Annotated in this window: 29 protein-coding genes; 10 read left to right on the top strand and 19 right to left on the bottom strand. The window is 62.9% G+C overall.

All coding sequences use genetic code 11. The features are described 5' to 3' along the window. Positions 1 to 90 precede the first annotated feature (90 nt). From EDE08_RS35350 to EDE08_RS35330, 5 genes are all read left to right on the top strand, one after another. Complete coding sequence (locus tag EDE08_RS35350) at positions 91 to 2187, top strand: adenylate/guanylate cyclase domain-containing protein (protein ID WP_131874600.1); 2097 nt, start codon at positions 91 to 93, stop codon at positions 2185 to 2187. 246 nt (positions 2188 to 2433) lie between these two features. Beyond that, positions 2434 to 3003: a DUF2087 domain-containing protein gene (locus tag EDE08_RS35345; RefSeq protein ID WP_131874601.1), complete on the top strand. Its 570-nt coding sequence runs from the start codon at positions 2434 to 2436 to the stop codon at positions 3001 to 3003. Then, positions 3000 to 3956, top strand: coding sequence for an alpha/beta fold hydrolase (locus EDE08_RS35340; RefSeq protein ID WP_131874602.1), 957 nt, complete (start codon positions 3000 to 3002; stop codon positions 3954 to 3956). The genes EDE08_RS35345 and EDE08_RS35340 overlap by 4 nt, the downstream gene beginning before the upstream one ends. After that, the gene (locus tag EDE08_RS35335) at positions 3931 to 4515 is read left to right on the top strand and encodes a HutD/Ves family protein (protein WP_131874603.1); all 585 of its coding nucleotides are present in this window, start codon (positions 3931 to 3933) and stop codon (positions 4513 to 4515) included. Before EDE08_RS35340 ends, EDE08_RS35335 begins: the two co-directional genes overlap by 26 nt. Before the next feature lie 117 nt (positions 4516 to 4632). Further along, positions 4633 to 5823, top strand: coding sequence for an adenylate/guanylate cyclase domain-containing protein (locus tag EDE08_RS35330; RefSeq protein ID WP_131874604.1), 1191 nt, complete (start codon positions 4633 to 4635; stop codon positions 5821 to 5823). Between the two features lie 468 nt (positions 5824 to 6291). Here EDE08_RS35330 and EDE08_RS35320 read toward each other — a convergent pair whose 3' ends face one another. Continuing rightward, positions 6292 to 6471, bottom strand: coding sequence for a hypothetical protein (locus EDE08_RS35320; RefSeq protein ID WP_131874606.1), 180 nt, complete (start codon positions 6469 to 6471; stop codon positions 6292 to 6294). A 199-nt stretch (positions 6472 to 6670) separates the two neighbouring features. After that, on the bottom strand, positions 6671 to 7039 hold the full coding sequence (locus tag EDE08_RS35315; protein ID WP_131874607.1) for a rhodanese-like domain-containing protein: 369 nt from the start codon (positions 7037 to 7039) through the stop codon (positions 6671 to 6673). A 532-nt stretch (positions 7040 to 7571) separates the two neighbouring features. Between EDE08_RS35315 and EDE08_RS35305 the strand changes: the two genes are divergently transcribed. The 3 genes from EDE08_RS35305 (at position 7572) to EDE08_RS35295 (ending at position 9087) form a co-directional block, all read left to right on the top strand. Further along, positions 7572 to 7796: a hypothetical protein gene (locus EDE08_RS35305; protein ID WP_245524983.1), complete on the top strand. Its 225-nt coding sequence runs from the start codon at positions 7572 to 7574 to the stop codon at positions 7794 to 7796. Between the two features lies 1 nt (position 7797). Then, the gene (locus tag EDE08_RS35300) at positions 7798 to 8010 is read left to right on the top strand and encodes a hypothetical protein (RefSeq protein ID WP_131874609.1); all 213 of its coding nucleotides are present in this window, start codon (positions 7798 to 7800) and stop codon (positions 8008 to 8010) included. 279 nt (positions 8011 to 8289) lie between these two features. Then, a complete protein-coding gene (locus EDE08_RS35295) occupies positions 8290 to 9087 on the top strand; it encodes an adenylate/guanylate cyclase domain-containing protein (RefSeq protein ID WP_131874610.1) in 798 nt (265 codons plus the stop codon). Positions 9088 to 9157: 70 nt separating this feature from the next. Here EDE08_RS35295 and EDE08_RS35290 read toward each other — a convergent pair whose 3' ends face one another. Continuing rightward, entirely contained in the window at positions 9158 to 10144 is a 987-nt protein-coding gene (locus tag EDE08_RS35290; protein WP_131874611.1) for an MBL fold metallo-hydrolase, read from the bottom strand. 84 nt (positions 10145 to 10228) lie between these two features. On the opposite strand from EDE08_RS35290, the gene EDE08_RS35285 reads away from it, so the two are divergent. Continuing rightward, complete coding sequence (locus EDE08_RS35285; protein ID WP_165936358.1) at positions 10229 to 11158, top strand: LysR family transcriptional regulator; 930 nt, start codon at positions 10229 to 10231, stop codon at positions 11156 to 11158. Here EDE08_RS35285 and EDE08_RS35280 read toward each other — a convergent pair. The 3 genes from EDE08_RS35280 to EDE08_RS35265 all read right to left on the bottom strand — a co-directional run bounded on the left by EDE08_RS35280 (position 11155) and on the right by EDE08_RS35265 (position 14102). After that, positions 11155 to 11820 carry a nucleotidyl transferase AbiEii/AbiGii toxin family protein gene (locus EDE08_RS35280; protein WP_131874613.1) on the bottom strand — a complete coding sequence of 222 codons (666 nt, stop codon included), beginning with the start codon at positions 11818 to 11820 and terminating at the stop codon, positions 11155 to 11157. The two genes, EDE08_RS35285 and EDE08_RS35280, sit on opposite strands and share 4 nt — an antisense overlap. Further along, positions 11804 to 12577, bottom strand: coding sequence for a MerR family transcriptional regulator (locus EDE08_RS39565; RefSeq protein ID WP_349627715.1), 774 nt, complete (start codon positions 12575 to 12577; stop codon positions 11804 to 11806). Before EDE08_RS39565 ends, EDE08_RS35280 begins: the two co-directional genes overlap by 17 nt. A 574-nt stretch (positions 12578 to 13151) precedes the next feature. Next, complete coding sequence (locus tag EDE08_RS35265; protein WP_131874614.1) at positions 13152 to 14102, bottom strand: hypothetical protein; 951 nt, start codon at positions 14100 to 14102, stop codon at positions 13152 to 13154. 882 nt (positions 14103 to 14984) lie between these two features. On the opposite strand from EDE08_RS35265, the gene EDE08_RS35260 reads away from it, so the two are divergent. Continuing rightward, entirely contained in the window at positions 14985 to 15206 is a 222-nt protein-coding gene (locus EDE08_RS35260; RefSeq protein ID WP_131874615.1) for a hypothetical protein, read from the top strand. Between the two features lie 894 nt (positions 15207 to 16100). Here the strand turns inward: EDE08_RS35260 and EDE08_RS35250 are convergent. From EDE08_RS35250 to EDE08_RS39315, 13 genes are all read right to left on the bottom strand, one after another. Continuing rightward, positions 16101 to 16436: a DUF6634 family protein gene (locus EDE08_RS35250; protein WP_131874617.1), complete on the bottom strand. Its 336-nt coding sequence runs from the start codon at positions 16434 to 16436 to the stop codon at positions 16101 to 16103. Between the two features lie 165 nt (positions 16437 to 16601). Further along, positions 16602 to 17981, bottom strand: a complete 1380-nt coding sequence (locus EDE08_RS39325) for an AAA family ATPase (RefSeq protein WP_245524982.1) — start codon at positions 17979 to 17981, stop codon at positions 16602 to 16604. 87 nt (positions 17982 to 18068) lie between these two features. Further along, positions 18069 to 18317 (bottom strand): hypothetical protein, encoded by a 249-nt coding sequence (locus tag EDE08_RS35240; protein WP_131874618.1) that lies wholly within the window; start codon positions 18315 to 18317, stop codon positions 18069 to 18071. 16 nt (positions 18318 to 18333) lie between these two features. Then, positions 18334 to 18804, bottom strand: a complete 471-nt coding sequence (locus tag EDE08_RS39760) for a DUF7693 family protein (protein WP_502700663.1) — start codon at positions 18802 to 18804, stop codon at positions 18334 to 18336. A 517-nt stretch (positions 18805 to 19321) separates the two neighbouring features. Next, positions 19322 to 20143, bottom strand: a complete 822-nt coding sequence (locus EDE08_RS35230; RefSeq protein WP_131874620.1) for a metallophosphoesterase — start codon at positions 20141 to 20143, stop codon at positions 19322 to 19324. An 18-nt stretch (positions 20144 to 20161) separates the two neighbouring features. Next, positions 20162 to 20365: a hypothetical protein gene (locus tag EDE08_RS35225; RefSeq protein WP_131874621.1), complete on the bottom strand. Its 204-nt coding sequence runs from the start codon at positions 20363 to 20365 to the stop codon at positions 20162 to 20164. A gap of 2 nt (positions 20366 to 20367) precedes the next feature. After that, positions 20368 to 20577, bottom strand: coding sequence for a hypothetical protein (locus EDE08_RS35220; RefSeq protein ID WP_131874622.1), 210 nt, complete (start codon positions 20575 to 20577; stop codon positions 20368 to 20370). Between the two features lies 1 nt (position 20578). Further along, the gene (locus EDE08_RS35215; RefSeq protein WP_165941766.1) at positions 20579 to 21112 is read right to left on the bottom strand and encodes a hypothetical protein; all 534 of its coding nucleotides are present in this window, start codon (positions 21110 to 21112) and stop codon (positions 20579 to 20581) included. Position 21113: 1 nt separating this feature from the next. Then, positions 21114 to 21641: a hypothetical protein gene (locus tag EDE08_RS35210; RefSeq protein ID WP_131874623.1), complete on the bottom strand. Its 528-nt coding sequence runs from the start codon at positions 21639 to 21641 to the stop codon at positions 21114 to 21116. A 1-nt stretch (position 21642) separates the two neighbouring features. Further along, the gene (locus EDE08_RS35205) at positions 21643 to 22185 is read right to left on the bottom strand and encodes a hypothetical protein (RefSeq protein ID WP_131874624.1); all 543 of its coding nucleotides are present in this window, start codon (positions 22183 to 22185) and stop codon (positions 21643 to 21645) included. A 336-nt stretch (positions 22186 to 22521) separates the two neighbouring features. Continuing rightward, positions 22522 to 22701 carry an ATP-binding protein gene (locus EDE08_RS39450; protein WP_283810590.1) on the bottom strand — a complete coding sequence of 60 codons (180 nt, stop codon included), beginning with the start codon at positions 22699 to 22701 and terminating at the stop codon, positions 22522 to 22524. Positions 22702 to 22777: 76 nt separating this feature from the next. Continuing rightward, positions 22778 to 22867, bottom strand: a complete 90-nt coding sequence (locus tag EDE08_RS39445; RefSeq protein ID WP_283810591.1) for a hypothetical protein — start codon at positions 22865 to 22867, stop codon at positions 22778 to 22780. A 99-nt stretch (positions 22868 to 22966) separates the two neighbouring features. Next, positions 22967 to 23155 (bottom strand): hypothetical protein, encoded by a 189-nt coding sequence (locus EDE08_RS39315; RefSeq protein ID WP_245524981.1) that lies wholly within the window; start codon positions 23153 to 23155, stop codon positions 22967 to 22969. Positions 23156 to 23341 lie beyond the last annotated feature (186 nt).

Here is a 23341-nt window from a genome sequence, read left to right as displayed (position 1 = left end):
CTGCGCGCGCTCGCTCCTGCCAGACGTAACGAACGAGCGCCGGCGGCGTAAAACAATGTCAGTGACTCGCAACGAGGCGCGAAAGCAGCGATGAATGTCGATCCCGAACGACGGCTTCGTGCGATCGCAGGGCTGACGGTCAGCATCCGCCTTGCGGTCTCCGCGCTGGTTCTGGCGGCAATCCTGTTGACGGCCGCGCTGTCGAGTCTGTTGTGGTGGCGCACGGCGGAAGCAACCAGCCGGCAGCTCGCCTCGACCATCAACGAGCAGATCGTGGCGGCCGTGCGCAAGGAGGTGTCGGCCATCGTCGACGAGGCGCGCGCCGCCCACACCGCCATCCGCACGCTGTTCCTCCAGAACGTGCTCGACACCCGCGAGGCCGACAAGCGCGAGTTCGTCTTTCTCTCGCAATTGCAGTCGCAGGCGACGATTTCCTGGGTCGCGTTCGGCTGGCCCGACGGCTCCTTCTTCGCCGCGCACAAGCTCGGCGATCGCCGGCTGGAGATGATGGAGATCTCGCTGACCGACCATGCCGGCCAGCGTCGCGTCGATGAGTATGACGTCGTGCCCGGCGACATCGAGTTCGCCAACCGCCGCTTCGAGCCGACCTCGTTTCGCGTCGCCGACCAGGCCTGGTTCAAGGCCGGGCTGACCGCGGATGATCCGCAATGGTTCAGGGTGCTGGACCATGCGACCGGCGTGCGGCCGTCGATCGCCTTTGCGGGGCCGATCGATGTCTATCAGGAGCGGCAAGGCGTACTGGCCGTCGTCATCGAATACACCAGGCTCGCGCGCTTCCTGTCGCAGCTCGAGGTCGGGCGCACGGGGACCGCCTTCATCGTCGATGACAGCGGCGAGCTCGTCGCGGCGCCGGACAAGGAGGCCGATGAGCTTCATCCGGCGCGCGGCGACACGGCACTGCTGCCGCTCGCGCGCCTGGCGCTCGGCAAGGCGGGTGAGGCCGGCGGCAAGGAGGCCTGGCGGAGCCGGCTCATGTCGGGCGGCGCCGCCTATGAAGTGGCGCTGACGCCGCTGCCGTTTCCCGGCTGGTCGCTCGCGACCGTGATCCCCGAGGCCGAATTTCTCGGGCCGGTCGAGACGACGCTGCGGCGCCTGATCCTTGGCCTTGCCATCGGCGCCGTGCTCGCGGCGCTGGCTTCGGCGATGCTGGCGCGCTCAGTCATCGCCGCGCCGCTGTCGCGCGTCGCCGGCGAGCTGCGTCATGTCGAGGCCTTCGCGCTGGAACAGGTCCGCCGCCATCCGTCGCGGCTCAGGGAAATCGCGAGCCTGTCGGGCGCGATCGCCGAGATGGCGGCCGGATTGTCGGCCTTCCGCAAGTTCATCCCGGCGGATCTCGTCCGCGGCTTGCTGCGCCAGGGCGTCGAGGCGAGGCCCGGCGGCAGCGTCCAGGAGCTCAGCGTGATGTTCATCGACATTGTCGGCTTCACCGGGCTGTCCGAGCGGCTGGGCGACCGCGTGGTGCCGCTGCTGTCGCGCTATCTCGATATCAATTCGGAGATCATCGTCGCCAATGGCGGGACCATCGACAAGTTCATCGGCGACGCCGTGATGGCGTTCTGGGGCGCGCCGCAGCCGCAAGACGATCACGCCGCGCGATGCTGCCGCGCGGCGCTCGCCTGCCGCAAGGCCGTGGCAGAGTCCGGTCTGGTCGATGATCTCGGCCAGCCGCTCCAGATCCGCATCGGCATTAATTCCGGCCGCATGCTGGTCGGCAATATCGGCTCGGAGCTGCGGCTGAACTACACCGTGATCGGCGATGCCGTGAACGTCGCCAGCCGGCTCGAAGGCGCCAACAAATCCTACGGGACGCAGATCCTGATCGGTGCGGCGACCGAACGTCTGGCGCGCGGCGTCGTCATCACGCGCGAGGTCGACAGCATCGCGGTCTACGGACGCGAGGAGGGGATCTCCGTCCACGAGCTGATCGGGATTGCGGGCGAGACGGTCGATGATAGTGACGCGATCGGCTGGATCGCGGATTACGAGCGCGGCCTCGCCGCCTATCGTGCACGCCGGTTTGCCGATGCGCTCGCCGATTTCGAAGCGGTGTTGAAGCAGCGCGGCCGCGATCGTCCGGCGGCCTTGATGCGCGACCGCTGCCGGCAGCTCATGTCGGCTGCGCCCGACCCCGCCTGGCGGGCCGTAGCGGCATTGACAACGAAGTGACGTCGCCAATTTCGCAACGCTCGGCGCTCCGACCATGGTACAGCGCGTCCCAAATGGCGGGCCCTTGAGCTCGCCTGGCGTCTATAGTAAGGGTTTGTCCGGGTCTGCAGTTCACCCAGGCGTCACCGTCCCGCGAGGGAAGCTAAACCTGCAAGGCTCAGTCGAACCGACACCAAACCTCGTGCCGCGTCGTAAGCCGGTGACCTCCGACAATCCGCCTGTGGATCGGCACATCGAGGATTGGTCATGTCCAGAACATCAATTGCGTTCGTTGCGGGCGACATCTCCGCGCTCGCGAAATCCCTGCGCGCCCAGCTCCTGGAGCGCACGTCGCCACCGGGGCACGTCGAGTTGCTCAACATTCTTGCGCGTGCGACGGGACACCGGAACTATCAGCATTTCCGTGCAGGCGCGGTCGGCACTGCCGTTGATGACCGCAGGATACGGACGGCCCGGGACGAGGCGGTCGATCTGAAGCGCGTGCAGCGCGCGGCGCGCCATTTCGACGAACGCGGCAGGCTGCTTCGCTGGCCGGCCCGCCACAATTTACAGCAGCTGAGCCTCTGGGTGTTGTGGGCCGGCTTCCCGCCGCGCTGCAGCCTGACCGAGGCGGACGTGAAGACGCTGTTGAATAGGCTGCATGCCTTCGCCGATGATGCCTTGCTTCGCCGCGCGCTGTATGATCACGGCCTGGTCGTCCGCACCTCCGATGGGCGCGCGTATCGACGGATCGAACGTCGGCCGCCGGCGGAGGCTGCGGCGCTTCTGCGTTGCCTCAAGGCCGGCGCAGCCGGACGACCGGAAGCCGCGACATGACGCTAGATCCAGACGCATTGCCGCTCACCGGGCCCGCTCCGGTCTCGGTGACGACCTCCCGCGGCACGATCCAGTGCGCAATCGCGGGCGAGGGGCCGGCCATTCTGGCCATCCATGGCGGCATGGGCGGACACGACCAGTCGTGGCTGCTGGCCCGCGCCCTCGCGAAGACGCTCAGAGGCAAGCGGGTGGTGGCCGTGTCCCGCCCCGGCTACCTCAGCTCGGCCCTCGAGCTTGGCGCGTCGCCCGACGAACAGGCCGATGTCTACGGCGCGCTGCTCGACGCGGTTGGGATTTCGACCGTTGCGGTCGTTGCGGTCTCCGCCGGCGGCCCCTCGGCGCTGCAATTTGCCGCGCGGCACCCTTCGCGCTGCCGCTCGCTGGTGCTGGTCTCGGCCTGCACGGGCACGCTGCGAACGCCGCCTGAGATCGCCGCGCGCCTGCGCATGATGCGCCACCTTGCGCGTCTTCCCGGGCTGCCGCGCGTCCTGAGGTGGCAGGCGGAACGAAATCCGCAAGTCGGCGCGCGCCGCTCGATTCCCGATGACGCCATGCGCGAACGGACCTTGCGCCATCCGGCGGCAGGTCCGCTGTTCGGCGCCTTGCAGTCGAGCGTGTTTTGGCATCTGCATGCGCGGCTTCCAAGGACCGTCAACGACATCGCGCAGTTTGCCGCGCTGGGACAGTTGCCCGCGGGATCGATCTTGGCGCCCACCCTCGTCGTGCACGGCCGCGCCGACAACGTCGTGCCGTTCTCGCATGCCGAGAATGTCTGCCGGGCGATTCCGCAGGCGAGGCTGCTGGCGCTAGCCGATGGCGGCCATGTGGCGCTGTTCACGCATTTGGACGCCGTGCGGGAGCAAGCCGAACCGTTTCTTGAAGCGCGCGCCGGCGCTTCATCGCACCCGCACCGTGTCGAGGATCTCGATGAAAACCACACTGCTCAATCCTGAACACTACACCCGCTCGCCCTGGAAGAACGGCGGCGGCATCTTCACCGACATTGCGGACGCTCATCGGGACGATGCGCGCCAGAAGAATTGGGACAGCCTGCTCTGGCGCTTTGCTTCGACGCCGATCGTGGCGCCCGGTCCCTTCTCCTACATGCCCGGTATCGACCGCTTGCAGATGGTCGTGGGCGGGCGCGGGCTGGTGCTGAAGTCGCCCACGCAGGCATTCGACGAACGTGAACCTTTTACGACGGTGCGCTTCACCGGCGAGCTCGAGATCGTCACCGAGCTCGAGGCCGGCCCGGTCGAGGTCGTGAACCTCATGGCGCGGCGCGGTGCGGCGGAGATTGATCTGCTCGCGCTCAGGGAGCCCGGCGAGCGGCCGCTCGCGGCGGGCACCCATCTCGTCTATGCCGCGCGCGGCGAATGCAGCATCCGTCTCGATGACGACAATTTTACGATTCCCGAGGAGGGCACGTTGAAGGTCGAGTTGACGGAGCCGGCGAAGCTCGCGCTCGTCTCGGGCCTCGCAGTGCTGGGATCGATCCGGCTGCTCGCCTAGGCGGCCGCTGCGCCGGTCGCCCGCTGCGCACAATCCATGCAACTGGCCAGGTTGACGCCGCCGGGCCGGAGCATGATATCTGCTTCGGTAGCAGACCGCAGCTCGTAGGGGCAGAATATGAACGCGCCAGACAATCTTGCCCCCACGCCTGCCGACGGCGTCATCGACTGGCTGACCAACGGCACGCGCGACGAGCGCTTCATCGACGACATTTTCGCGCAGATGTGCATCCGCCTCCAGCAGGCCGGCATTCCCGTGAAGCGGGCGACGCTCCACGTGTTGATCAATCACCCGCAATGGCTGGGGGCCCGCATGATGTGGTCCGACGGCAGCCGCGAGGCCGAAATTGCGCTGGTCGACTATGAAGTGCGCGAGCGGCCCGAATATATCGGCAGCGCCGCCCACGAAATCAATGACGGCGCCACCGAGCTGCGCGAGAGGCTCGAGCAGGATCCCTCGCTCGGCCGCAAGCACGCCCTCTACGACGAGATGCGCGCCAAGGGCCTCACCGATTATGTCGCCTGGCCGCTCTACCATACGCTCGGCAAGCGGCACATCGTCACCTTCGCGACCGACCGGCCCGGCGGCTTCGACGATGCGCATATCGCCGGCCTCAAGAAGCTGTTGCCGGTGCTGGCGCTGGTCAGCGAGATCCGCATCAAGAACCGCCTGGCCCGCACGCTGCTGGAGACCTATGTCGGCTCCCATGCCGGCGAGCTGATCCTTGCCGGCGCCACCAGGCGCGGCACCGGCACGACGGTGCGCGCCGCGATCATGATCTGCGATTTGCGTGATTTCACCAAGATCTCCGACAACTGGCCGCGCGACGACGTCATCGACCTGCTCAACGACTATTTCGATGCGATGTCGGAGCCGATCGCGCGGCACGGCGGCGAGATCCTGAAATTCATCGGGGACGGGCTGCTCGCGATCTTCCCGCTCAGCGCGCCCGGCGCCTGCGCGAACCTGCTGCATGCCGTGACCGAGGCCCGGCAGGCGATGGCCGCGCTGAACGAACGGAACAAAGGCACCGGCCGCGCGCCGCTGAACTACGGCATCGGCGTCCATGTCGGTGACGTCATGTACGGCAATATCGGATCGACCAGCCGGCTCGACTTCACCGTGATCGGCCCGGCCGTCAACATGGCCTCCCGCCTCGAGGCGCTGACCAAGACCATCGGCAAGAAGGTGCTGCTGTCGCGTGCCTTCGCCGAGCTGGTGGAGAAAGAGTTCGCGCTGGAGCATGTCGGCCGGCACGAGGTGCGCGGCTTCAACGAGCCGATCGATCTGTTCGCGTATCCGGAGTAAGGAAGCGAGCTTCCGCCCGCGCCTATTTGCGGTTCGTTCCCATCGTGCCGGCGCCCGGTGCGTTCATCTGGCCGCCCTGGCTTTGCCTTGTGTCATTGGCCCCGGGGCGTTCCGTCTTTGATTTCGCCGGTGCGCTCGAGCCGCCGCCGTTGGCGTCCGATGACGTGTTGAGGCTCGATGCGCCCGCGCCCGTCGCGCCGCCTGTTCCGGTTGCATCGATGCTCGATCCGGTTCTGGAAGCACCCGCGCCGCCTTGGGCGAACGCGGAAGGTTGAGACGCGAGAGCTGCAATGAGCCCTGCAAGAACAAGCGCTTTCATGTTCGCTCCTTTCGCTCGCGGTCAGGCGGCCCCGGCCGTCCGGGGGCGGTTCATGCCGGGGCCGCCATTGCCGGAACAAGTGGGATCCGGCGCGGGCCAATGCGCGGGAGCGCCTGGTCGTTCCGAATCCCGCTGGGCGGCGGCTGCCGCTAGGCCGACCAGCGATCCTGCTCTTCCCGGTGCGCGTGCTCGTTCAGCCGCTCGGCGATCTCGTCCGCAATCTGCTCCGATTCGGCCTCGGCGACGGGCTCGCCCTTGTGCGTCTTCAGCTTGTCCTTGTCGGCTTCGATCGGGAAATCGTCGGGCTTCAGTTCGTTATCCCTGGTCATGACACGCCTCGCGCGGTTCTCGACGAAGGGAAAACGCGCGTGAAGGCGGATCGTTGCGTCAAGGATGAAGCTTCGATCGACCGAGCAAGTCAGGCGCCGCCGATCGCCCGGGGCGCGGCACCAAGGTCCGCGCCCCGGGATCGATCGTTCATGGACGTGATGTGCAAGCGCCAGGAAACGGGAACCGCGCTGCCTGTTCCTATTTCTCGACCGCCCCGGACCAATCCTTGAAGCCGCCGACGTTGTAGACCTTGTCGTAGCCCATATCCTTCAGCACCTTCCCGGCCAGTGCCGATCTGCCGCCGGACGCGCAATAGAGGATCACGGTCTTGGTCTTGTCGAACGCCTTGTCGTGATAGGGCGACTCCGGATCGGCACGAAATTCCAGCATCCCGCGCGAGACGTGCACGGCGCCCGCGATCTTGCCGCTGGCGGCGACTTCCGGCGCATCGCGAACGTCGACGACCAGCGTGTCGCCGCTTCTGATCATCTCGGCCGCCTGATCGGAGGTGATCTTCGGGACCGCCGCGTTCGCAGCTTCCAGCATTTGCTTGACACTCGTTGCCATGGTTTCTCTCTGCGTTCTCTATCCCGCCGCCCCTGCGGGAGGATAGCACATCGCTTTTCGCTGCGCCTCCTCCAGTCGATGGAAGCCGCGCCGGGCAGACCGGCGTTAGCCGGCCCGTCATGTGCCGGGCCGCGCGTCGTGCGGATGCGCAATTGAGGGCGCCTTGGTGAAAGAGATCGCCGCGCAGGACTCGTAGACTGGCTTCGTTGGCGGCTCAGACGACGAATGCCGCCCGCGTCATCGGGAGGCGAGGCAAGCCCCGGTGCAACAGAAGAGGTGATCGGCGACATCAGGCGCGACAACGAGAGGAGACGTCAATGCCAACCTGCTCCGCAAGTCCTCATGGTCGAACCGGACGCTGTGCCGTCTGCGACGGCCGGTTCGGTCTTGTCAGGTATTACGCTTGGCGCAAGCCGCTCTGCTCGAAGAAGTGCGTCGAACGTCTCGCGACGCGCCGCCAGGATGACCGCGACTGGTTCGGCCGTGTCCCGATCGCCATCGATCTATCTCCAGAAAACCGCGCGAGGATGCTATGACCCTAGAGATGTCACGACGAGGCAAGCAATACATGGAAACGGCGCAGAGCCTGCTGCGCGCTGCGATGAGCATGACCGACGAGGTGGTCGCGACGCGCCTGAAGCTGCTAGCCGACGACTATCAGCGCCGCGCCGAAAAGGCCTCGAGCGTCGATGCCGCCAAACCGGTGGCGCGCTCGGCGGCCAGGCCCGAATACGATTGGCCGAAGGAGCTCGTGTGAGATGATCAGGATCATCGCCGTGCTCTGCAGCCTCTCGTCTCCGACCGACTGTCATGAACAAATCGTCACGACCTCGGACCTCGCCGACGTCACGATGCAGTCCTGCCTGATCGGCGCGCCGCAACTCGCCGCATGGATGGCGCAGCATCCGGCCGAACGTCTGGCCGGGTGGCGTTGCACGATCGGCAAGCAGGGCGGCGGCAGAGGAATTTAGGCTGCCAGCCTGGGATGCGCAGGGCAGGGCAATCGCCATGGCGTCGCCTCAGCGTAAGGCCAGGCGGCATCGGTGCCCGTTGAAGCTGCTACCGCGCACTCCGTCCTCATCCTGAGGACCCGCCAACGGCGGGCGTCTCGAAGGATGGCCACAGAGACGTCGCTCTCACATGCGATTGCACTGCAGGGCGGAGGGGCGGGACGGGAGTCCGGTTGCCAACGCCGGGTCGTGCGGCTAGCTTTTGCGAAAGCTACGCAAACGGTCTTTGGCCGCACGTTCATGCCGAAATTCCTTCGCATCGGTGTCCATCAGTCCAACGTCTCCGGCTACACGTCGAAGGCGTGGTGCGTCAGGCGCGTCGGCTCGGCGGTCTTCCTGAAGTGGGGCGCGGTGGAGGTGCATGGCGCCGGTGCCGGCCGCAAAGTCTATTGGTCGCGTCTGCCGCAGGAGAAGACGGTCCGTTGCGGCAGCGCGCAGCGCGCGCAGGACTACACGAAGGCCGCGATCGCGCGGCGCCGCAATCATCGCTATGAGCCGCTGACCGGACCCATCGCGAACCAGCGTCCCTCGGCCGCACGCAGCACCGAGCTCAAGCAGGCGCTCGCCACCATCCTGATCGTCGACATCGTCGGCTCCACCGCGAAAGCCGCCAAGCTCGGCGATGCCCGCTGGACCAAGGTGATGGGTCACTATTACGCCGCCGTCCGCAAGGAGCTGAAGACGTGCGGCGGCAGGGAGGTCGTGACCACCGGCGACGGCGTGCTCGCGACCTTCAAAAAGCCCGCCGCCGGCATCGCCTGCGCGACCGCGATCCAGAAGGCCATGCGCACGCTCGGCCTCGAGATCCGGGTCGGCCTGCACGCCGGCGAATACACCATCAGCGGCGGCGAAATGGTCGGCCTCGCCTTCCACATCGGCACCCGCGTCGCGGCGAAAGCGCGCGCGGGCGAGGTGCTGGTGTCGAGCGCGGTGAAGGAGCTGATGACGGCGCAGTCCACGATCAGCCTGAGGGATCACGGCGTGCACCGGCTCAAGGGCGTGCCGGAGCGGTGGCGGCTGTGGCGCGTGGAGGGGTGAGGCGGCAAAGGAGCACGGCGCGTGATGCGCGTGTCACCCCGGATGACGGCCTTGGCATCTTTGCGCTTGCTCAGCCTTCGAACCGCCAGTTCGCCGTCACCCAGCGATAGCCGCCGTCCGTTTTCCTGATGTTGCCGATGCCCGGAAACGGAAAATGGAACCCGAGCACCGGGATGCGGTCCGCCGCGGCGCGGTCGAACAGGCGCCTGCGCGACTGCAACGCGGAGTCGGGATCGAGATCGGGGCCGGGCCGCCAGGCATTGTCGATGTTGAGCAGGGGGCTATACGCGGCATCGGATGTGATCAGCAATTGCTGCGCACCGGAATGCACCAGGATCGCCGACATGCCCGGCGTGTGGCCGCCCGCGGCGATCGTCGTGAGGCCCGGCAACACTTCGCTGCCCGGCCGGTACAGCACGGCAGACCTGGCGACCGGCGCCACGCTGCGCTTGATGTTGGCGATGAAGGTGCGCCGGAAGTCTTCCGGCATCGGTAGCCGCGACAGGTCCGGCTCGCCCCGGATGAAGAAGGCAAAATCGTTCTCGGGAAGATAGACGGCCGCCTTCGGAAAAGCGCTCGATCCGTCGGCGCGGCTGAGATTGCCGACGTGATCGGGATGGGTATGCGTGATCACGATGGCGTCGATGTGCTCGGGCTCTACGCCGATCGCCGCAAGATTGCGGAACAGATGTCCGCCATCGGGGCCGAGGGTTTGCGCTGCACCGGCCTCAATCAGGATTTTCCTGCCGCCGGTTTCCAGCAGAAGCGTGTTGAGGTTGAGCCTGAAAGTGTCGGTCGGCAGGAACGCATCGCTCAACGTCCTGCCGAGTTCCTCCGCCTGCGCGGTGGAGGCGTAGATGCGCGGATCGCCGCTCAGCGTGCCGTCGCTGACGACGGTTGCCTTGATCTCTCCGACCCGGAAGCTGTAGTGGCCGGAATTGGTCTTAGGCGCCGGCGTTTGCGCGATCGCTGTCGGCATGCCCAGCAGCGGCGTCATCGCTCCGGCCGTGCTGCCGGCGAGCAGGAGGCGGCGACTGATGTTCAGATGGAATGGCATGACGGCTCCTCCGGCCTGGCGGCGATGGAAGGCTGTGTACGCCCACCTGGCGTCATCCACAAATATCATGATAGAAATTGCATTATGCGTTCAATGGATTTGGCGAAGGTCGATCTCAATCTGCTCGTGGTGTTGCATGCGCTGCTCGAGACCGGCAGTGTCACGCGCGCCGCCGAGCGTCTCGGCAGCAGCCAACCGGCGATCAGCCGTGCGCTGGCAAAGCTGCGGCGCCTGTTCGGGGACCGGCTGATGGTGAAGGCGGCAAGCGGCATGATGCCGACGCTCCGCGCCGAGGCGATGCGCGAGCCGCTGGCGACCCTGCTCGGCGGCGTCGAGACATTTCTCCACAAGCCGAAGTTCGATCCGTCCGCCACCGACCGCGTCTTTCGCATCGCGACGACCGATTATGGCGCGCTCGCCATCCTGCCCAATGTCGCCGCCCGCTTTGCGCGCGAGGCGCCCAATGCGGCGATCGAAATCGTCAGCTTCTCGCGTGATGTGTTTCGGATGCTCGCCGACGGTCAGGTCGATTTCGTGCTGTATGCCGACAATCCGGTATCCGGCTCGTTTCGGGCGCGCGAGCTGTTCCGCGAAAGCTTCGTGACGCTGGTCCGGCAAGGCCACCCTTTGCTCAAGGAGATGCGCGGGGCGAAGGACGTGCTGCCGATCAAGCTGTTCACGGCCTGGCCGCACATCGTGGTCAGCATTTTCGGCGGGCAGGGCGGGCCGATCGATACCGCATTGGCCGAGCGCGGCTACAAGCGGCACGTCGCGCTGCGTGTTCCCTATTTCGCAACGGCCGCGGTGATTACGGCCGCGTCGGACTACCTGGTGACCATGCCCTCGCGGGCGGCCCGGCAACTCGCGCCGCGGCTCGGCCTCGTGATGCTGAAACCGCCAGCGCAGGTGACGCCCTACGGCTATCGCCTGCTCTGGCACGAACGAAGCCACGACGATCCCGGCGCGATCTGGCTGCGCCGGCTCGTGATCGATGGTGTCGTGGTGCACACCTAGGGCTCGTTCGGAATCTGCGCTACGAGCGAGCGGACAGTTTCGAGGCATGTTTCCTGTTCGTGCTCCCATCCAGATTGGATGTCCAATTCGGCAAGGTCGGCCTTGAGGTAGTCGATGCGAATGCTGGCCAGACGGCGAACGAGGTCATTCTTCTTGGAGGCGACTTCGCCCAAGTTTGCGATGAGGGGGCCGCCATCGATCTTCTTGATAACTGCGATGTCGAAAATGTCGCGAGGCTTCAGCATCGTCGCCCGATGATACATCTTCTTGAGAGCGATTTCCGCTGGCGGCTCGATCGCAATCGTTGGCTTCCACCCCGCTCGAATCGACGTCAGGTCGATTTCCTTCTCGACGGGATCAAGATCCGAGATTGCGCCGCTGACGATGAAATCGATCTCGCCTTCGGGATATCTGAGTTTGAGGTAGTGGGCCGCCTTGTCCCAATCGTCGCAATTCCAGACGTCCGTGGTCTCCGGCGACAACACGGCGAGATATTGCGGATCGTCGATGAACGCATCGATGTCTCGACTGAATCGATGATTGGCGTGGAGCATCAAGGCCGTGCCCCCACCGAGTAACCAGTCGGGCACCGGCTGGCCCTGTTGCTCCAGGTCCGAAAGCCCATCGAGCGTTCGACCGAGTAGCCTACGCCAGCCGCTCAAGTGCGCGCTCCAATGCGGGGTTCGTCTCGCCAGTGACCGACTTCATCGATCGATAGGCGGCAGCCAAATCCTTGATGGGAATAGCGTGAAGCTGGGCGAACTGCAAAACAAGTTCCGGTCGTACCTCCGTGAAGAATGTGACGACGTGTGCAATCCAATTTTGCCAATCTCTCGATGCGAGGCGAGCAACAAGTTCAGTCGAACTGACTGTCCGGCGGTACGGAGCGTTCGTTGTGCCAAGAACGAGTTGATCGACATCCTTTGGCGTGGGCGCTCGGCTGGAGGAGCGTCCGATGCTTTTCTCAAGTTTCTTCACGGGACTGGCCCGCTCGTATTCTTCTGCATCGGCGGCAACGGCCTTCATCGCCTTCCGTTGGGCGTCCATTTTCGTCTTCAGTGTCAGCACGTCCTTTAGCTTCGTCCGTCGGTGCTTGCCGACATATCGAAAGGGCAGATCGCCAACGTCCATGCGGTGCACGACCAGCGGTCGGGAGATGCCCAAGATATCTGCCGCGTCGTTCGGACTGAGTTCCTGATCCTCGACAAGGACGGCGACGCGTTCACCCTGAAGGAGATGGCCGAGTGCAGTCTCGAGCAGCGCCGCAGCTTCCGGCGGCAGCCTGACGACCTGATCCTCGCCCGACTTGCGGCGGACCCGGACCTCGACCTGATCGCCCTTGCCAAGCTTGCCCAGGGACGTAGCCGCCTTGCGGTCGCGGTTCGAGAGCTCGACGAATTGCAGTACGTGGGTGGTCATGGTGAGGTCCTCTCCTAACCTCAATATAGGCCCCGCGGCCAATTAACTGCAACATCTGAAAGGAGTATTATCTTCGACGGCAGGGTCACATCGCTGCACCGGACTTCGGACCAGCGCTCACTCGCTTTTCGCCGCCACCGTGTCGTCGGCCCGATTTGCTTTCCCCCCAATTTCGGCGACAGTGCTGGACTGGAATGTCTTTTGGCAAGCGAACTGAAAATGGTCCTAAGTCTCGCCTTTCATTGCCAGCAGTTCGCGGCTTAGTGACTTTCTTGACCAGTTCAAAGAGAAGAAGTCTAAAGACCCGACGATACAAGCGAAGTTCAATGCTTATCGTTTATCTGATCACAAGGAAATGGTCATTGATCTCCTAATGCGAGTCACGACCGTGAGCGTCGAGACTATGCGGATCGTGGAAGCTATGAGAGTTGAAAAGAGGTAGTAGCGGATAGGCAATGGCTTTAGGTTGAACGCCTAAAGCGCCGCCCTTTTGCCGCCAGTCAGCAAGGTCATTCCTCGCGACGGTGGTGATCAGTTCCGGCTTCGTGATCTGACGTTCTCGCTTGGCCGTTGCTCATCGGAGAGGACAATTGTAAGTCGTGACGATAAAGATTCCACGACGCATCCGTTTCGAATCCGCGATTTCGCAACTCGATCCGACGTGGCGGAGCCACTCCGAAGCTCCACCGTCCTCGGCAAGCGTGTCGCTTGGGTTCGAGACGAGGTAAGCGTCATTTTCCATACCTGCCATCCCCCAGCTTTCCCAATCCAGAATGATCGCGTCTTTGTCTGCGAACCCTCGCAGTGCGTCGTTGCGAGTGAGAGACACAGTCAGAAGCCGAAGTTCATCCTTCAGCGGCGGCACTGCCCAGAATGTTCCGCCGATCAGCGTAAGCATGACCACCAGCGAGATTACGATCGAACGCGCTCGGGGGGATTTCCTCTCAACTCCTGCCCAGATGCAAAGGCCGAGGCCAACTGCTACCACTGCCGGCAGGTAGACTGAGATGACAAGCAGAAACGTGCTAAAGTTCTTACTGTCCCACGCAAGCGGAGTCGCGGTCGTAACCGTGGCAATAGCTGCAATAAGGGGGAGCCACCGGAGCCTACGAGCCTCTTTCTCCGGGGCTTGAGCAAAGGTGGTCATGGTCGCAAATTTATCGAAAAGATCCTTGGAGTTGCAAGCACCAACCGCTTCGACCGTCCGCTCCGGGACGGCAGCCTTTATGCTCACTTTGATGAGTTGCGCCGGCTTGCCGCTCCGAAGCTCGCTGCAACAGTCCGTCTTCGCTTCCGCTGCGCTCCAGCTACGCCGGACACCACGCTTCGCCGTTCGGGCCCCTGCGTGGCTGTGCCACGCGTAGCCCGAAGTGTCGGGACCAATCAAATGCGAGTCGACTAAGTAATTGATTTCTTGTTGGTCGCCAAAAATTCGCGAGTCGAAAAACCAAAGATTCGTGAGTCGATTTTTGCCCAAAACCAAAACTCGTGAGTCGCACACGAACTTGTACCTTGAACGCCTCATCGTGCGCTTCCTATCGTAGGTCGCAGGTTTGATCCACTGAGCGCCGGGAGTTTACTTACCGTCCTTGTGCGTGCGCATCCTCAAGTCCTGCTCAAAGCACCGGCATAGCGGCTATTCGCTCAGTCTCAACCTGGAGCGACAGCCGATCGGCGGCCCCTATCATGAATTCCGCCACCTTCACCTCTGCGGAAGGCTGCGGTATCCGAAGGGTCTGAGGAGGGGATTGGATCGCGATCACGCTAGTGCCCTCGAAGGACTTAGATTCGGAGGCGCGGAAGGATTTCACACCCTCGGGTCACTCGATGAGCAAGGCGATCCCATCACGGGACCAATATCAAAGCGCGGAACGCCTAAGGCCTAACGCAGCGAAACTCAAATAAACCTTGGGCCACATAGCTCTCGTAGAAACCAGCACAATCGTGGTCATAGATGCATTTTGCGCACTCGTCGCCCTTAACCAACGATTGATAATCCGGGAGTACGCCAAATTTCGTGCCTAAGAGACGCATAGGACTGGCATGTGTCGCCTGTGTTCGTAGCCGAACCGCGGCGGCCTCGACGTCTCGAACTCCACGCATTTCAGCGTACATAACTCGCGCAGCATTACTCATTGGCATGTATCCCGAACCGGCCCAGCCCGGCGGCAGAAAGAGGAAGCGGGTGCTGGCGGTCCGATCGGGGGCCCACGATTGAATCAAGCGTAAGAGGTGCGGTCAAATCGATGGCGAGAACGCCTTGACTGATCAACGCGCAGACCAAGTTCATTGGATCTCGAACGCGGATCGAATTGCTTAGAGAGCGGATTGAAAGGTGTCGATGGGGCGCTTTCGCCAAGGCGCGAACTACGCCAGTCTTATGTGATGGCGGAACCTCATAGTTTCTGTGACTCCAGATGCGTCGACAGTTTTCCGCGCGCGGTTCCTCGTCGATCCCGGCGCAATCAATTTCAATAAGCCGAATCTTATGGTGGGCAAGAGCCAGGAGGAGAAGGCCTTCCTCATCGATGTCTCTAGAGGGGCGCTCGTCGACAATATCGAACGCAACGCGGCCACTTCCGAGTTCAGCAACCAGCATTTCGACAGGCACTTGGCGGCGCTGATATGAGATCGATCTAATGTATCGGAGTCTAAAAACCGCCGGATCAAGCAGGAGCTGAATTGCCAGATCGGCAAACTTAGAAGGGCAGCTTTGGACAAGATCGGGGGTGTTTCGAGGACGCCTCGTGTTAGAGCTTGCACGTCGAACTTTGCGCAGTGCATCTACGGTCTGACGCCCTCTAGGGCGAGCAAGAGGCCGACCGCTAGCCGACGATAGCTCCGTCTTCTGAACCACGATTGCCGCTCCTCTTCGCAACCGTTATGTACGTTAGAGATCTCGCAACGTTCGTTCGGAAATAACCACGCCGCGCAGCAACGAGTCAATAGATAGCTAGATAGCTGGATAGCTATTGGTGGGATTTGAGTGGAGATCCGCGGTGACTCGTGTCGATGGGGCCTGAGTTTGGGTTCTGAAAGGGAGAAAACGAGGCTGTGGACCTCTGCCGGCATACTGCCGATTTGGGCTTTTCCCTTTTGCGCCAAAGTGTTAGTGGAAATCTCCGGCGCGAATAGCCGGCTATCTGCGGGAGAGGGTGGGAGTGCAAAAGCCGATAGGGAAGGCATCTAGCTCTCGCAAGAGAGAGGACGGCCGACGCCAGCTGTTGATCTATTTGTCGCCTAAGCTGATCATGTCGCTCAAGCGAGCGGCGCTTGAGCGGGAGCAGCCGGCGTACGAGTTGGCCGAAGAAGCGATCAAAGAGTGGCTGTCGAGGGAGAAGCGGAAGCGGTAGCGAAAAGTATGGACCAGCGTGTTAACGCGAGCTGCTCGACTACGCATGAAATCCAGCAGGTTTCGGGCCACATCTCGGTAACCGCCGGGCCCAATTGGGCCGAATTTTGCGGATTATAAGGGTTGTTGGCGTGTTACGGTCCCAGATACCGCTAATATCGTTATGCCCTGCTAGGTCCCCACTACTGGTTCCTCCTCTGCTGGGTGCCCGAGCCGGTAAAGTCGATTCCAAGTGCGAGCCCACTTGCGATTACGGTCGAACCAGATCAATTGTGACGTATGAATCGCCCGCGCGTTAGTGTACAGCGGATGCCCGGTCACATATCCTACCAATACGAAGACGATCGGCAACGTACTGTGTTCGAGCTTGGGCTTCACAAGGGTCACGCGCCAGCTCTGAAGCAGTGGGGCGCAGGCGAGTTCGGGCGGCGGCGGCTCCTCACCCTTCAGATATGACTCGAAGTCGAGCTTTAGCTCTCCGGCGGCGTCGATATCGTCGGCTGACATGTGCAGGATTCCAAAATTCAACTAGGCGTTGTCGATGCTTTCGGGCGAGCTTGGAACGTCAGCGGATTGACGAAGAAGTGCAGGTTCTCGCCATTTTCCAAGGTCTGTCGTTTTCGCCAGCTTTGGATCGCTGTTCCGGTCTGGGTGCGTCCGCACCAGCGACATTCAGTGCCTGACAGCGCTGGCATTTCGCGCCTCGATCGTAGCTTCCATGATCTTCTGCAGCTTGCGGATGCTGAATCCAGCCTTTTCCCAGGCGCGGGCTATCACTTCGAGTTCGTCATGAGCTAGGGGCCACACGAATCCGTGCTCCCCATTCTCGACGGCGAGCTCCTGAAGCACGTTTGCTGCAAGGATAGGCAGATCAAGAATTCCAGGCGCTGGCACCTTGATGATACGAAACCGGTCCTTCAAAGGAGCGGGGAGAAGCTCGATCGAGTTCGCGGTAGCGATGTACGAGATAAAGGATAAGTTGAGCTCGGCGTCGAGCGAGACGTCCCGGTGCCTCGCCGCAGTCTCGCGCTCGAGAAATGGCAATAGAGCGTCCCAGAGCCGGCCGTTCTGCGTTGAGGTGCCCGATTTATCGGCTTCATCGATCATCACAATAGGATTGCCAATGCGCATTTGGTTGATGGCGCGCGCTGGTGCTGACGGAATGCTACTGCTCCATGCCTTGGGGCAACCGCCGAACATGTTGTCGGAAGCGCCGGAGCCGTCATAGCGGTAGACGCCGATTCCGAGCAGATCACCGAGCCGGCGCACCAGACGCGATTTGCCGACCCCAGCAGGTCCAGTTAGCAGGACTGGCTTTAGCCGCACTGGCTCGCCTTCCCGCAGGTCGCGCAGCACAAGATCGATGGCAGTGGTGGCGTGCGGGTATTCCGTCATCAGCGTCGTCCGCACGATATCGAGATCGCGCGCGACGACCAGCGGCAATCGCACATCGAGGAGTTCCTTGAACCCGGACTGATCCTTGCTAAGCGAGGTTGCCTTGTCCTTCTGTATGACGACAAGACCGAAATCTCTGGGCTCGTATCGATGCTTGGGTTGATTCTGCTCACCTGTGACGGCTAGGTCGCTGGAGGCCGTCTCCTGATCCAGTATCTCGAGCCGAGTTATGAAGAAGATGCTATGCTCATCGTCTCGAAAATCGCCTCGTGCTGCGCTCCACCAAACGCCCAAGCGCCGCAAGGTGTGATTTCTTGTGATAGTGGCAACTGGCCAATCCCAGAGATGCTCGATGCCGTAGCTAAGCTGTGGCAGCACGATCTCAAACGTTTGCGGTTCGACCGGGTCGGCGGCGAGCATTAGTGCCGCGATCGCCTCCTCGCCGTGGCCTGCCGCGAACAAGAGGTCGGCGAGCGTTTGGCAGGCGGCCTTGCACCGCTCTTTCTCTCCCGACCAGAAATCAGCGGCAACCAGATCGCGCGATAAAACTTCAATTTCACTAATACGTGACCAGAAGAGCAGGGCGGCCGCGGGCCAGCCTTTCTGCCATAGGAGTTCGACTGGCAAGGGCATCCGAATGCTTTTTGTCTGAGACATTGCTCGGTTCCTCGCTTGGCGCAGGCCGGTTGAGGAGATGGGTACCGAAACCGTGAGCGCGGCGAAACGCAACCGCCTCGAACCGCATCAGAACGCGGTCAGATCGTTTGGAACACTGCCGAAGCTGCGTATGATCTTGGCGTCCCGGAAGTGCCCCCTCGCGGGATCACCCGTCCGGCTGAACGCAACTGCGCCGACGTAGCCGGGTTTGTGTGAGAACACCTCGGCGCGCACGACGGCTGAGTCCGGATTGAAGCATTGGACAGCTTCGCCAGGCGCGATGCCATCGTCGGTAATGACAAAAGGCAGAACGACATAGTAGGTGACCTCGGACATTTCCATGCCTCCATGCCTAGGGGTTTTCGAGGATTTCGCAGATGGCGTCCTGCTCATCGTCTTCGAGAAGACTGAACGGATTGCCTTCTCGCGAGGCAAACGTTTCGTAGTCGCCCGTCCGCCCATCCGGCGAGCGAGCCTCCTGCACATACTTCATCCCGAAATTGCGCTTGAACGCCTCGATCGACCAGCCATCGACAATGAACTCGCCGACACCGTGCCAAAGATGCTTCCAGCCATCCGCTGGAAAAACGACCTGCGGGCGCGCTGACCCGGTCGCGATGCGCCGCAAAACGTTCATCACCTCTGCAACGTCGACTTCGCCCGGTGACAACGGCGGAAACTGTCGCGATGCTGGCGGGACGACAGCGTGCTTGGGCCAGGATTTCGGCGATCTTCGGCAGGAGCGGGCCGTGATCCTCCGTCTCGTCCCACACTCGTCGATGAAGCACGGAGAGGGCCTCTCGGGCGTCCTCGAATGCGTCATCCGCGATGCGCCGGCGGCGCCAGTCGCGCCAGAGCTTGTCGATCGCATCGAGCCAAGCGCCCGCCCACTCCTTGGCCACCGGCCTGCACCAGAGTATGACGAGGTCAGGCCCGTTCCATTCTGGCGGCGCGGCAGTGCGAAGCTTCGCATCTAGCCCAATACGTTCGGACTCGTTCATGGCCCAAGTGCGCGCATCCCGTACTTCAATCTTGACGTGAGGCCCCAAAAAATAACGGACCGCTTGCCGATCCCATCTGTGCTCCTGCTGGATCGTCGCCGCGGATGCGGGAATGCCCTCAGACTCCAAAGCGTCAAGGACTGGCTTCCACTCCGCGTGGTCCGTCACCAGTCCCATTGGGGCGCGATCGTCGCCGTCTAACGCATCTGTACTCATCTGGACTCCTGTCGCCGCCGACAGCACCGACAAACTCTGTGCAGTGGATGGGACGAATCGAACCGGATAGGGCAATTCGTGTCGATGTTTGAGCGCTCGTCTGTCCGTCATGGCTAGCGTCGCTTAGATTTCAATTACTAAATTCGGATCGAAGTGCGGGTTGTCCCAGGCGCGCTGCTGCGGCGGCCAAGGGCCGTAGCCCTTGGCGTTCGACACCACGCGCGTTGAAAAGATCACGGTGTCCTCGGACTCGTGGGTATGCCCGTAGATCCAGAGGTCTGGCGGCCACAGCGCGCCGCAGTCATCGTCTGGGACCGGAGACATTAGTGACCTGAGATCGCTGCGGTAGGCGGCGTCGAGTCCATGATCGGTACCCAATCTTCGGCTTTCATGCGACATCTCCGGCACGGGTACGGGCACAGGCGCGTGACGGGTGACGACGACCAGCTTTCCGTCGCCGCGCGGCTTGCGCATTTCGGCCTTCAGAAACGCACGGGATTTCAAGTGTCGGGTAAGGGCGTGATGCGGCAGGAAAGGCCGCCGGTAAGCCGCAATACGGATCTTCTTGTAGTCGTTCATCCGGTCGCCGGCGATCATCATCGCGCGATGCGCGTCACCTTTGGGAGCGAAGTCAGTCCAGAGCGTTGCGCCCGCGAACGTGACGTTATCGATCCGAACGGTCTCGTTCTCCAGCACGTGCACGTTCGTACCGGCAGCCGCGTTCTTGGCTTTCTCGAGTGTCCGCTGGATGTCGGTGCCGTAGGCCTCGTGATTTCCCATGACGTAGATGACGGGATGACCCGTCACACGCTCGCGCAGCCACTTCACCCCACGCTCCGCACGCGGAATGAGATCGCCGGCGACCACCAGCACGTCGAATCGAGGACGCGCGTCGCCGGACGGCAGGTCCCAGCCGCGGGTCAGCTCGACATGCAGATCTGACATGATCCACAACAACACGGTTCAGTCCTCGTCGGTTGGATGGTCGTCCAGCGGCTCGGCATGGCTCAGCGCCTGCACGATCCGGTCAATGAGTTCTTCGGGCATCTCGTCCATGCCGAGTGCGAACTGCACGTCGGGCGAATCGCAGCGCGGGCATTCGTGACGCTTCGGGTCGTAGACGAACTCGCCTTCCTGGCCGCAGGCTCGGCAGCGAAATCTGGCCATCGCTATTCCACCGCTTTCTTCGATTGCGATGTCTCGTCGCTCTTCTTGGATGGAGAGTCAGGATCATTGAGCAGTGGATCGCCCTCGGGCACTGCATCCCGAGAAATGATGAACTGCACGTCGATGGAATCGCACAATGGGCACGTGAAGCGCTCCCGGTCGTAGGCCCAGGTGCCTTCCTTCCCGCACGTGCGGCAGCGAAATACGGCCATCTCAGCGCTCCCGTTCCTGCGAGGGCGGCGGCACCTCGGTCAATGTGTCGGTCTCGCGGTCGTAGCGCGCAAAATAGATGTCGGCCTGGCCGCGCCACCGCCGCAGTCGGCGCATGTTCTCGAAGCCGTGTCCGTACCGGCGCGCCACCGGCTCTCCCGCGGCGTGTTCGGCGCAGCGGGTCCCGAGCCAACCCTTGTTGTGATAGAGGCGGCCTTCGGCGCCGCAGATTTCGCAGGTGCAAGCAGAACGGGCGACCGCGAGATCGACGGCGTGGCCGATCTTGGCCTCGGTGTCCTCCGAAGCCTCGGCGTCCCAGTCGACGCGCAGGATGCCCATCTTCTGCCGGATGCGGACGAATTCGAACTCCTCGCGCTCGCCAAGCGCGATTTCGATCCGGCGGCAGAGTCTGATCAGGATGTCCTGCCAACCGCGCTCGCAATGCGGGTAGCCGAACGAGCGGCTGGGCTCTTCCATCATCGTCAGAAAAAGACGCGGGTGCCACAGCATGAGGTCGCGCGGCCAGTTCATTGACATCTCACTGCTCTTCGCCGGGCGGACGGTCGATGAAGCGGTCAGCTTCGCGGTCGTACCGACGCGGGCCGATCCTGAAGCCGCGAGCCGTGACAGCCCGGACGAACTGCACGTCCTCACGGCCGGACTCGGCAGGGATGAGCGTGCCCTTCGCATGGGGGAGACAGAGTGTCTGGTGTCTGCCGGCGTGCTGATAGAGCTGACCCACTGCGCCGCATCCCTCGCAGGTGCAGGCCGCGCGCGCCTGAGCCAACGCTAAGGCCTCGTTGATCCGTGCCGTGGTCTCGGGGGACAAGTCGCCGCGCCAATACACTCTCAGGCCGGCAAATTTCTCCTTGATCTGGGAGAAGCGGATCGTCTCCCGGTCGCGCAGTGCGGCTTCGATGCGACCGCACATGCGCTCCAACAAATCGCGCCAGCCCGCTTCGCACCACGGATAGCCGGACGCCTGCTCCGGATGTCCCTCCGGAGGATGGAAGAGGCTAGGATGTGCCTCGATGAGGTCGATCCGCCAGTCGCGATGCTGCGTCATTTCATTCCTCCTCGATACCGACGGACGCGGGATCGATGTCGATGAAGCTGTCGGTCGTCCGGTCGTAGCGTCGGCACCGGACGTCGCGCCGGTCTCCCACGATCCGCTCCACGACGAAAATGTTCTCGAAGCCGGGGCGACTCTCGACGAGAGGCCGCCCCGCGGCGCATGCCGCGCAGCGCGTCACCAGCCAGCCTGAGCCATGCAGCCGGCCCGGCTCGCCGCAGACTTCGCAGGTGCAGGCGCTGCGGGCCTCGGCCAAGTCGATCGCTTCCTCAACCTTGGCGTCGGCTTCGGGCGACAGCGCGCCTTCCCAGTAGAAGCGCAGCGTCCCGTATTTTTCCTTGATCTGCGTTGCGTGAAACGTCCCGCCGTCAGCCTGGATCGCCGCTCGGATCCGAACGCAGGCCCGGTCCAGCAGGTCGCGCCAGCCATCGCCAACTTCGGGCCAGCCTTGTGCTGATGGCGGATCGCCGACCGGGTGGAAGAGATCCGGGTAGGTCTCGACCAGTTCAACCCGCCAATCTCGCACGACGCCTGGCATCACACGACCTCAAGACAAACGCCAACCAACAAGAACAGAGCAGGAACAACAGGTGATGTCAATAGCGAGATAGCTAGCTATCTGCATGATTCGGATTCCGAGAGCCCGCCGAGTCTCCATAACTCGGAGTCCGACGTGGAGCGCCGCCCCCGGGCTGGGCGCGGCTTTTAACCCCTAACCGGCGTTGTTAATTGGCGTTCAAATTTGCCCCCCGTTCGCGCGCCGCGGTTTGACGGTAGCGCTCGGCTCGTCGGAGCAGGTCGGGATCGCGGAGACGAGACGAGCGCGGGCTGACGTCTCGGCTCTAGAATCGCTGGTAGCTGTCGCGGTGATGGGTCAGCCCGTCGTAGTGGTCATCTTGGCGTCGCCGAACACACTTGGCCATTCGCCGAAGGCGAAATCGGTGGTGACGCTGACGGAGGCGCGCTCGTAGCCTGCTGACGAGATGGAACACAAGCTGGCCGCCGGACCGGGCGAAGGGCAGAGCCCGAGCTCGTCCAGGACGATGAAGTTCATCCGCGTCAGTCACTCGGCAAGCCGGCCCTGCCGTCCGTGCGGTCTCGATCTCGAGCCGGTCGACGAGATCGAACACTTAGAAGTGGCCACGGGCACCGGATCGGATGCAGCTCCTGACGATTGCCATGGCCAGATGGGTGTTGCCGGTGCCGGTGCCGCCGACCAAGACGATGCGTTGGGCGATGAAGCCGCTGCCACCGAGCTCATTGACCAGCGTCCGGTTGATCGGCGACCCAGTCGAACTGGAAGTCCTTGAGGTCTTTGGTCAACGGGGCTTGGCGATGGTGAGCCGGTACTTGATTGAGCGGGCATGCTTCTCGTTGATCTCGGCGTTGAGCAGGTGGCCGAGAAGGCGCTGAGGTTCGTGCTGGCGCTTGACCGGTGTCGCCATGATCTCGTCGAAGGCGGCCTTCCAAGCTGAATACGAGGGTTCGATTCCCTTCACCCGCTCCAAGTCTCTTTCCTAATTGGAAACGAGCTCTTGCGTCGCCATCACGGCCGCATTTTGCCGCTTGCGTGTGAATAAGCGCCAAAGTTTGCCCCCCCGTATTGCCGCATCTGCGAATGTTACCCTGATGGCGCCATTGCCGATGACGATCCGATGTCGATTAATCGGTCGCGCCAGATGGCTTTCCCGGCT

Origin of the sequence: Bradyrhizobium sp. R2.2-H, from assembly GCF_004346455.1 — a bacterium.
Taxonomy (GTDB): Bacteria; Pseudomonadota; Alphaproteobacteria; order Rhizobiales; family Xanthobacteraceae; genus Bradyrhizobium; species Bradyrhizobium diversitatis.
This window is presented reverse-complemented; position numbering and strand designations above follow the sequence as displayed.

Excerpts from the sequence above, each read along its gene's own strand:
- EDE08_RS35350 (WP_131874600.1), top strand. The coding sequence starts at position 91 with ATGAATGTCGATCCCGAACGACGGCTTCGTGCGATCGCAGGGCTGACG.
- EDE08_RS35345 (WP_131874601.1), top strand. The coding sequence starts at position 2,434 with ATGTCCAGAACATCAATTGCGTTCGTTGCGGGCGACATCTCCGCGCTC.
- EDE08_RS35340 (WP_131874602.1), top strand. The coding sequence starts at position 3,000 with ATGACGCTAGATCCAGACGCATTGCCGCTCACCGGGCCCGCTCCGGTC.
- EDE08_RS35335 (WP_131874603.1), top strand. The coding sequence starts at position 3,931 with ATGAAAACCACACTGCTCAATCCTGAACACTACACCCGCTCGCCCTGG.
- EDE08_RS35330 (WP_131874604.1), top strand. The coding sequence starts at position 4,633 with ATGAACGCGCCAGACAATCTTGCCCCCACGCCTGCCGACGGCGTCATC.
- EDE08_RS35320 (WP_131874606.1), bottom strand. The coding sequence starts at position 6,471 with ATGACCAGGGATAACGAACTGAAGCCCGACGATTTCCCGATCGAAGCC.
- EDE08_RS35315 (WP_131874607.1), bottom strand. The coding sequence starts at position 7,039 with ATGGCAACGAGTGTCAAGCAAATGCTGGAAGCTGCGAACGCGGCGGTC.
- EDE08_RS35305 (WP_245524983.1), top strand. The coding sequence starts at position 7,572 with ATGACCCTAGAGATGTCACGACGAGGCAAGCAATACATGGAAACGGCG.
- EDE08_RS35300 (WP_131874609.1), top strand. The coding sequence starts at position 7,798 with ATGATCAGGATCATCGCCGTGCTCTGCAGCCTCTCGTCTCCGACCGAC.
- EDE08_RS35295 (WP_131874610.1), top strand. The coding sequence starts at position 8,290 with ATGCCGAAATTCCTTCGCATCGGTGTCCATCAGTCCAACGTCTCCGGC.
- EDE08_RS35290 (WP_131874611.1), bottom strand. The coding sequence starts at position 10,144 with ATGCCATTCCATCTGAACATCAGTCGCCGCCTCCTGCTCGCCGGCAGC.
- EDE08_RS35285 (WP_165936358.1), top strand. The coding sequence starts at position 10,229 with ATGCGTTCAATGGATTTGGCGAAGGTCGATCTCAATCTGCTCGTGGTG.
- EDE08_RS39565 (WP_349627715.1), bottom strand. The coding sequence starts at position 12,577 with ATGACCACCCACGTACTGCAATTCGTCGAGCTCTCGAACCGCGACCGC.
- EDE08_RS35265 (WP_131874614.1), bottom strand. The coding sequence starts at position 14,102 with ATGAGGCGTTCAAGGTACAAGTTCGTGTGCGACTCACGAGTTTTGGTT.
- EDE08_RS35250 (WP_131874617.1), bottom strand. The coding sequence starts at position 16,436 with ATGTCAGCCGACGATATCGACGCCGCCGGAGAGCTAAAGCTCGACTTC.
- EDE08_RS39325 (WP_245524982.1), bottom strand. The coding sequence starts at position 17,981 with ATGTCTCAGACAAAAAGCATTCGGATGCCCTTGCCAGTCGAACTCCTA.
- EDE08_RS35240 (WP_131874618.1), bottom strand. The coding sequence starts at position 18,317 with ATGTCCGAGGTCACCTACTATGTCGTTCTGCCTTTTGTCATTACCGAC.
- EDE08_RS39760 (WP_502700663.1), bottom strand. The coding sequence starts at position 18,804 with ATGACGCATTCGAGGACGCCCGAGAGGCCCTCTCCGTGCTTCATCGAC.
- EDE08_RS35230 (WP_131874620.1), bottom strand. The coding sequence starts at position 20,143 with ATGTCAGATCTGCATGTCGAGCTGACCCGCGGCTGGGACCTGCCGTCC.
- EDE08_RS35225 (WP_131874621.1), bottom strand. The coding sequence starts at position 20,365 with ATGGCCAGATTTCGCTGCCGAGCCTGCGGCCAGGAAGGCGAGTTCGTC.
- EDE08_RS35220 (WP_131874622.1), bottom strand. The coding sequence starts at position 20,577 with ATGGCCGTATTTCGCTGCCGCACGTGCGGGAAGGAAGGCACCTGGGCC.
- EDE08_RS35215 (WP_165941766.1), bottom strand. The coding sequence starts at position 21,112 with ATGTCAATGAACTGGCCGCGCGACCTCATGCTGTGGCACCCGCGTCTT.
- EDE08_RS35210 (WP_131874623.1), bottom strand. The coding sequence starts at position 21,641 with ATGACGCAGCATCGCGACTGGCGGATCGACCTCATCGAGGCACATCCT.
- EDE08_RS35205 (WP_131874624.1), bottom strand. The coding sequence starts at position 22,185 with ATGCCAGGCGTCGTGCGAGATTGGCGGGTTGAACTGGTCGAGACCTAC.
- EDE08_RS39450 (WP_283810590.1), bottom strand. The coding sequence starts at position 22,701 with ATGAACTTCATCGTCCTGGACGAGCTCGGGCTCTGCCCTTCGCCCGGT.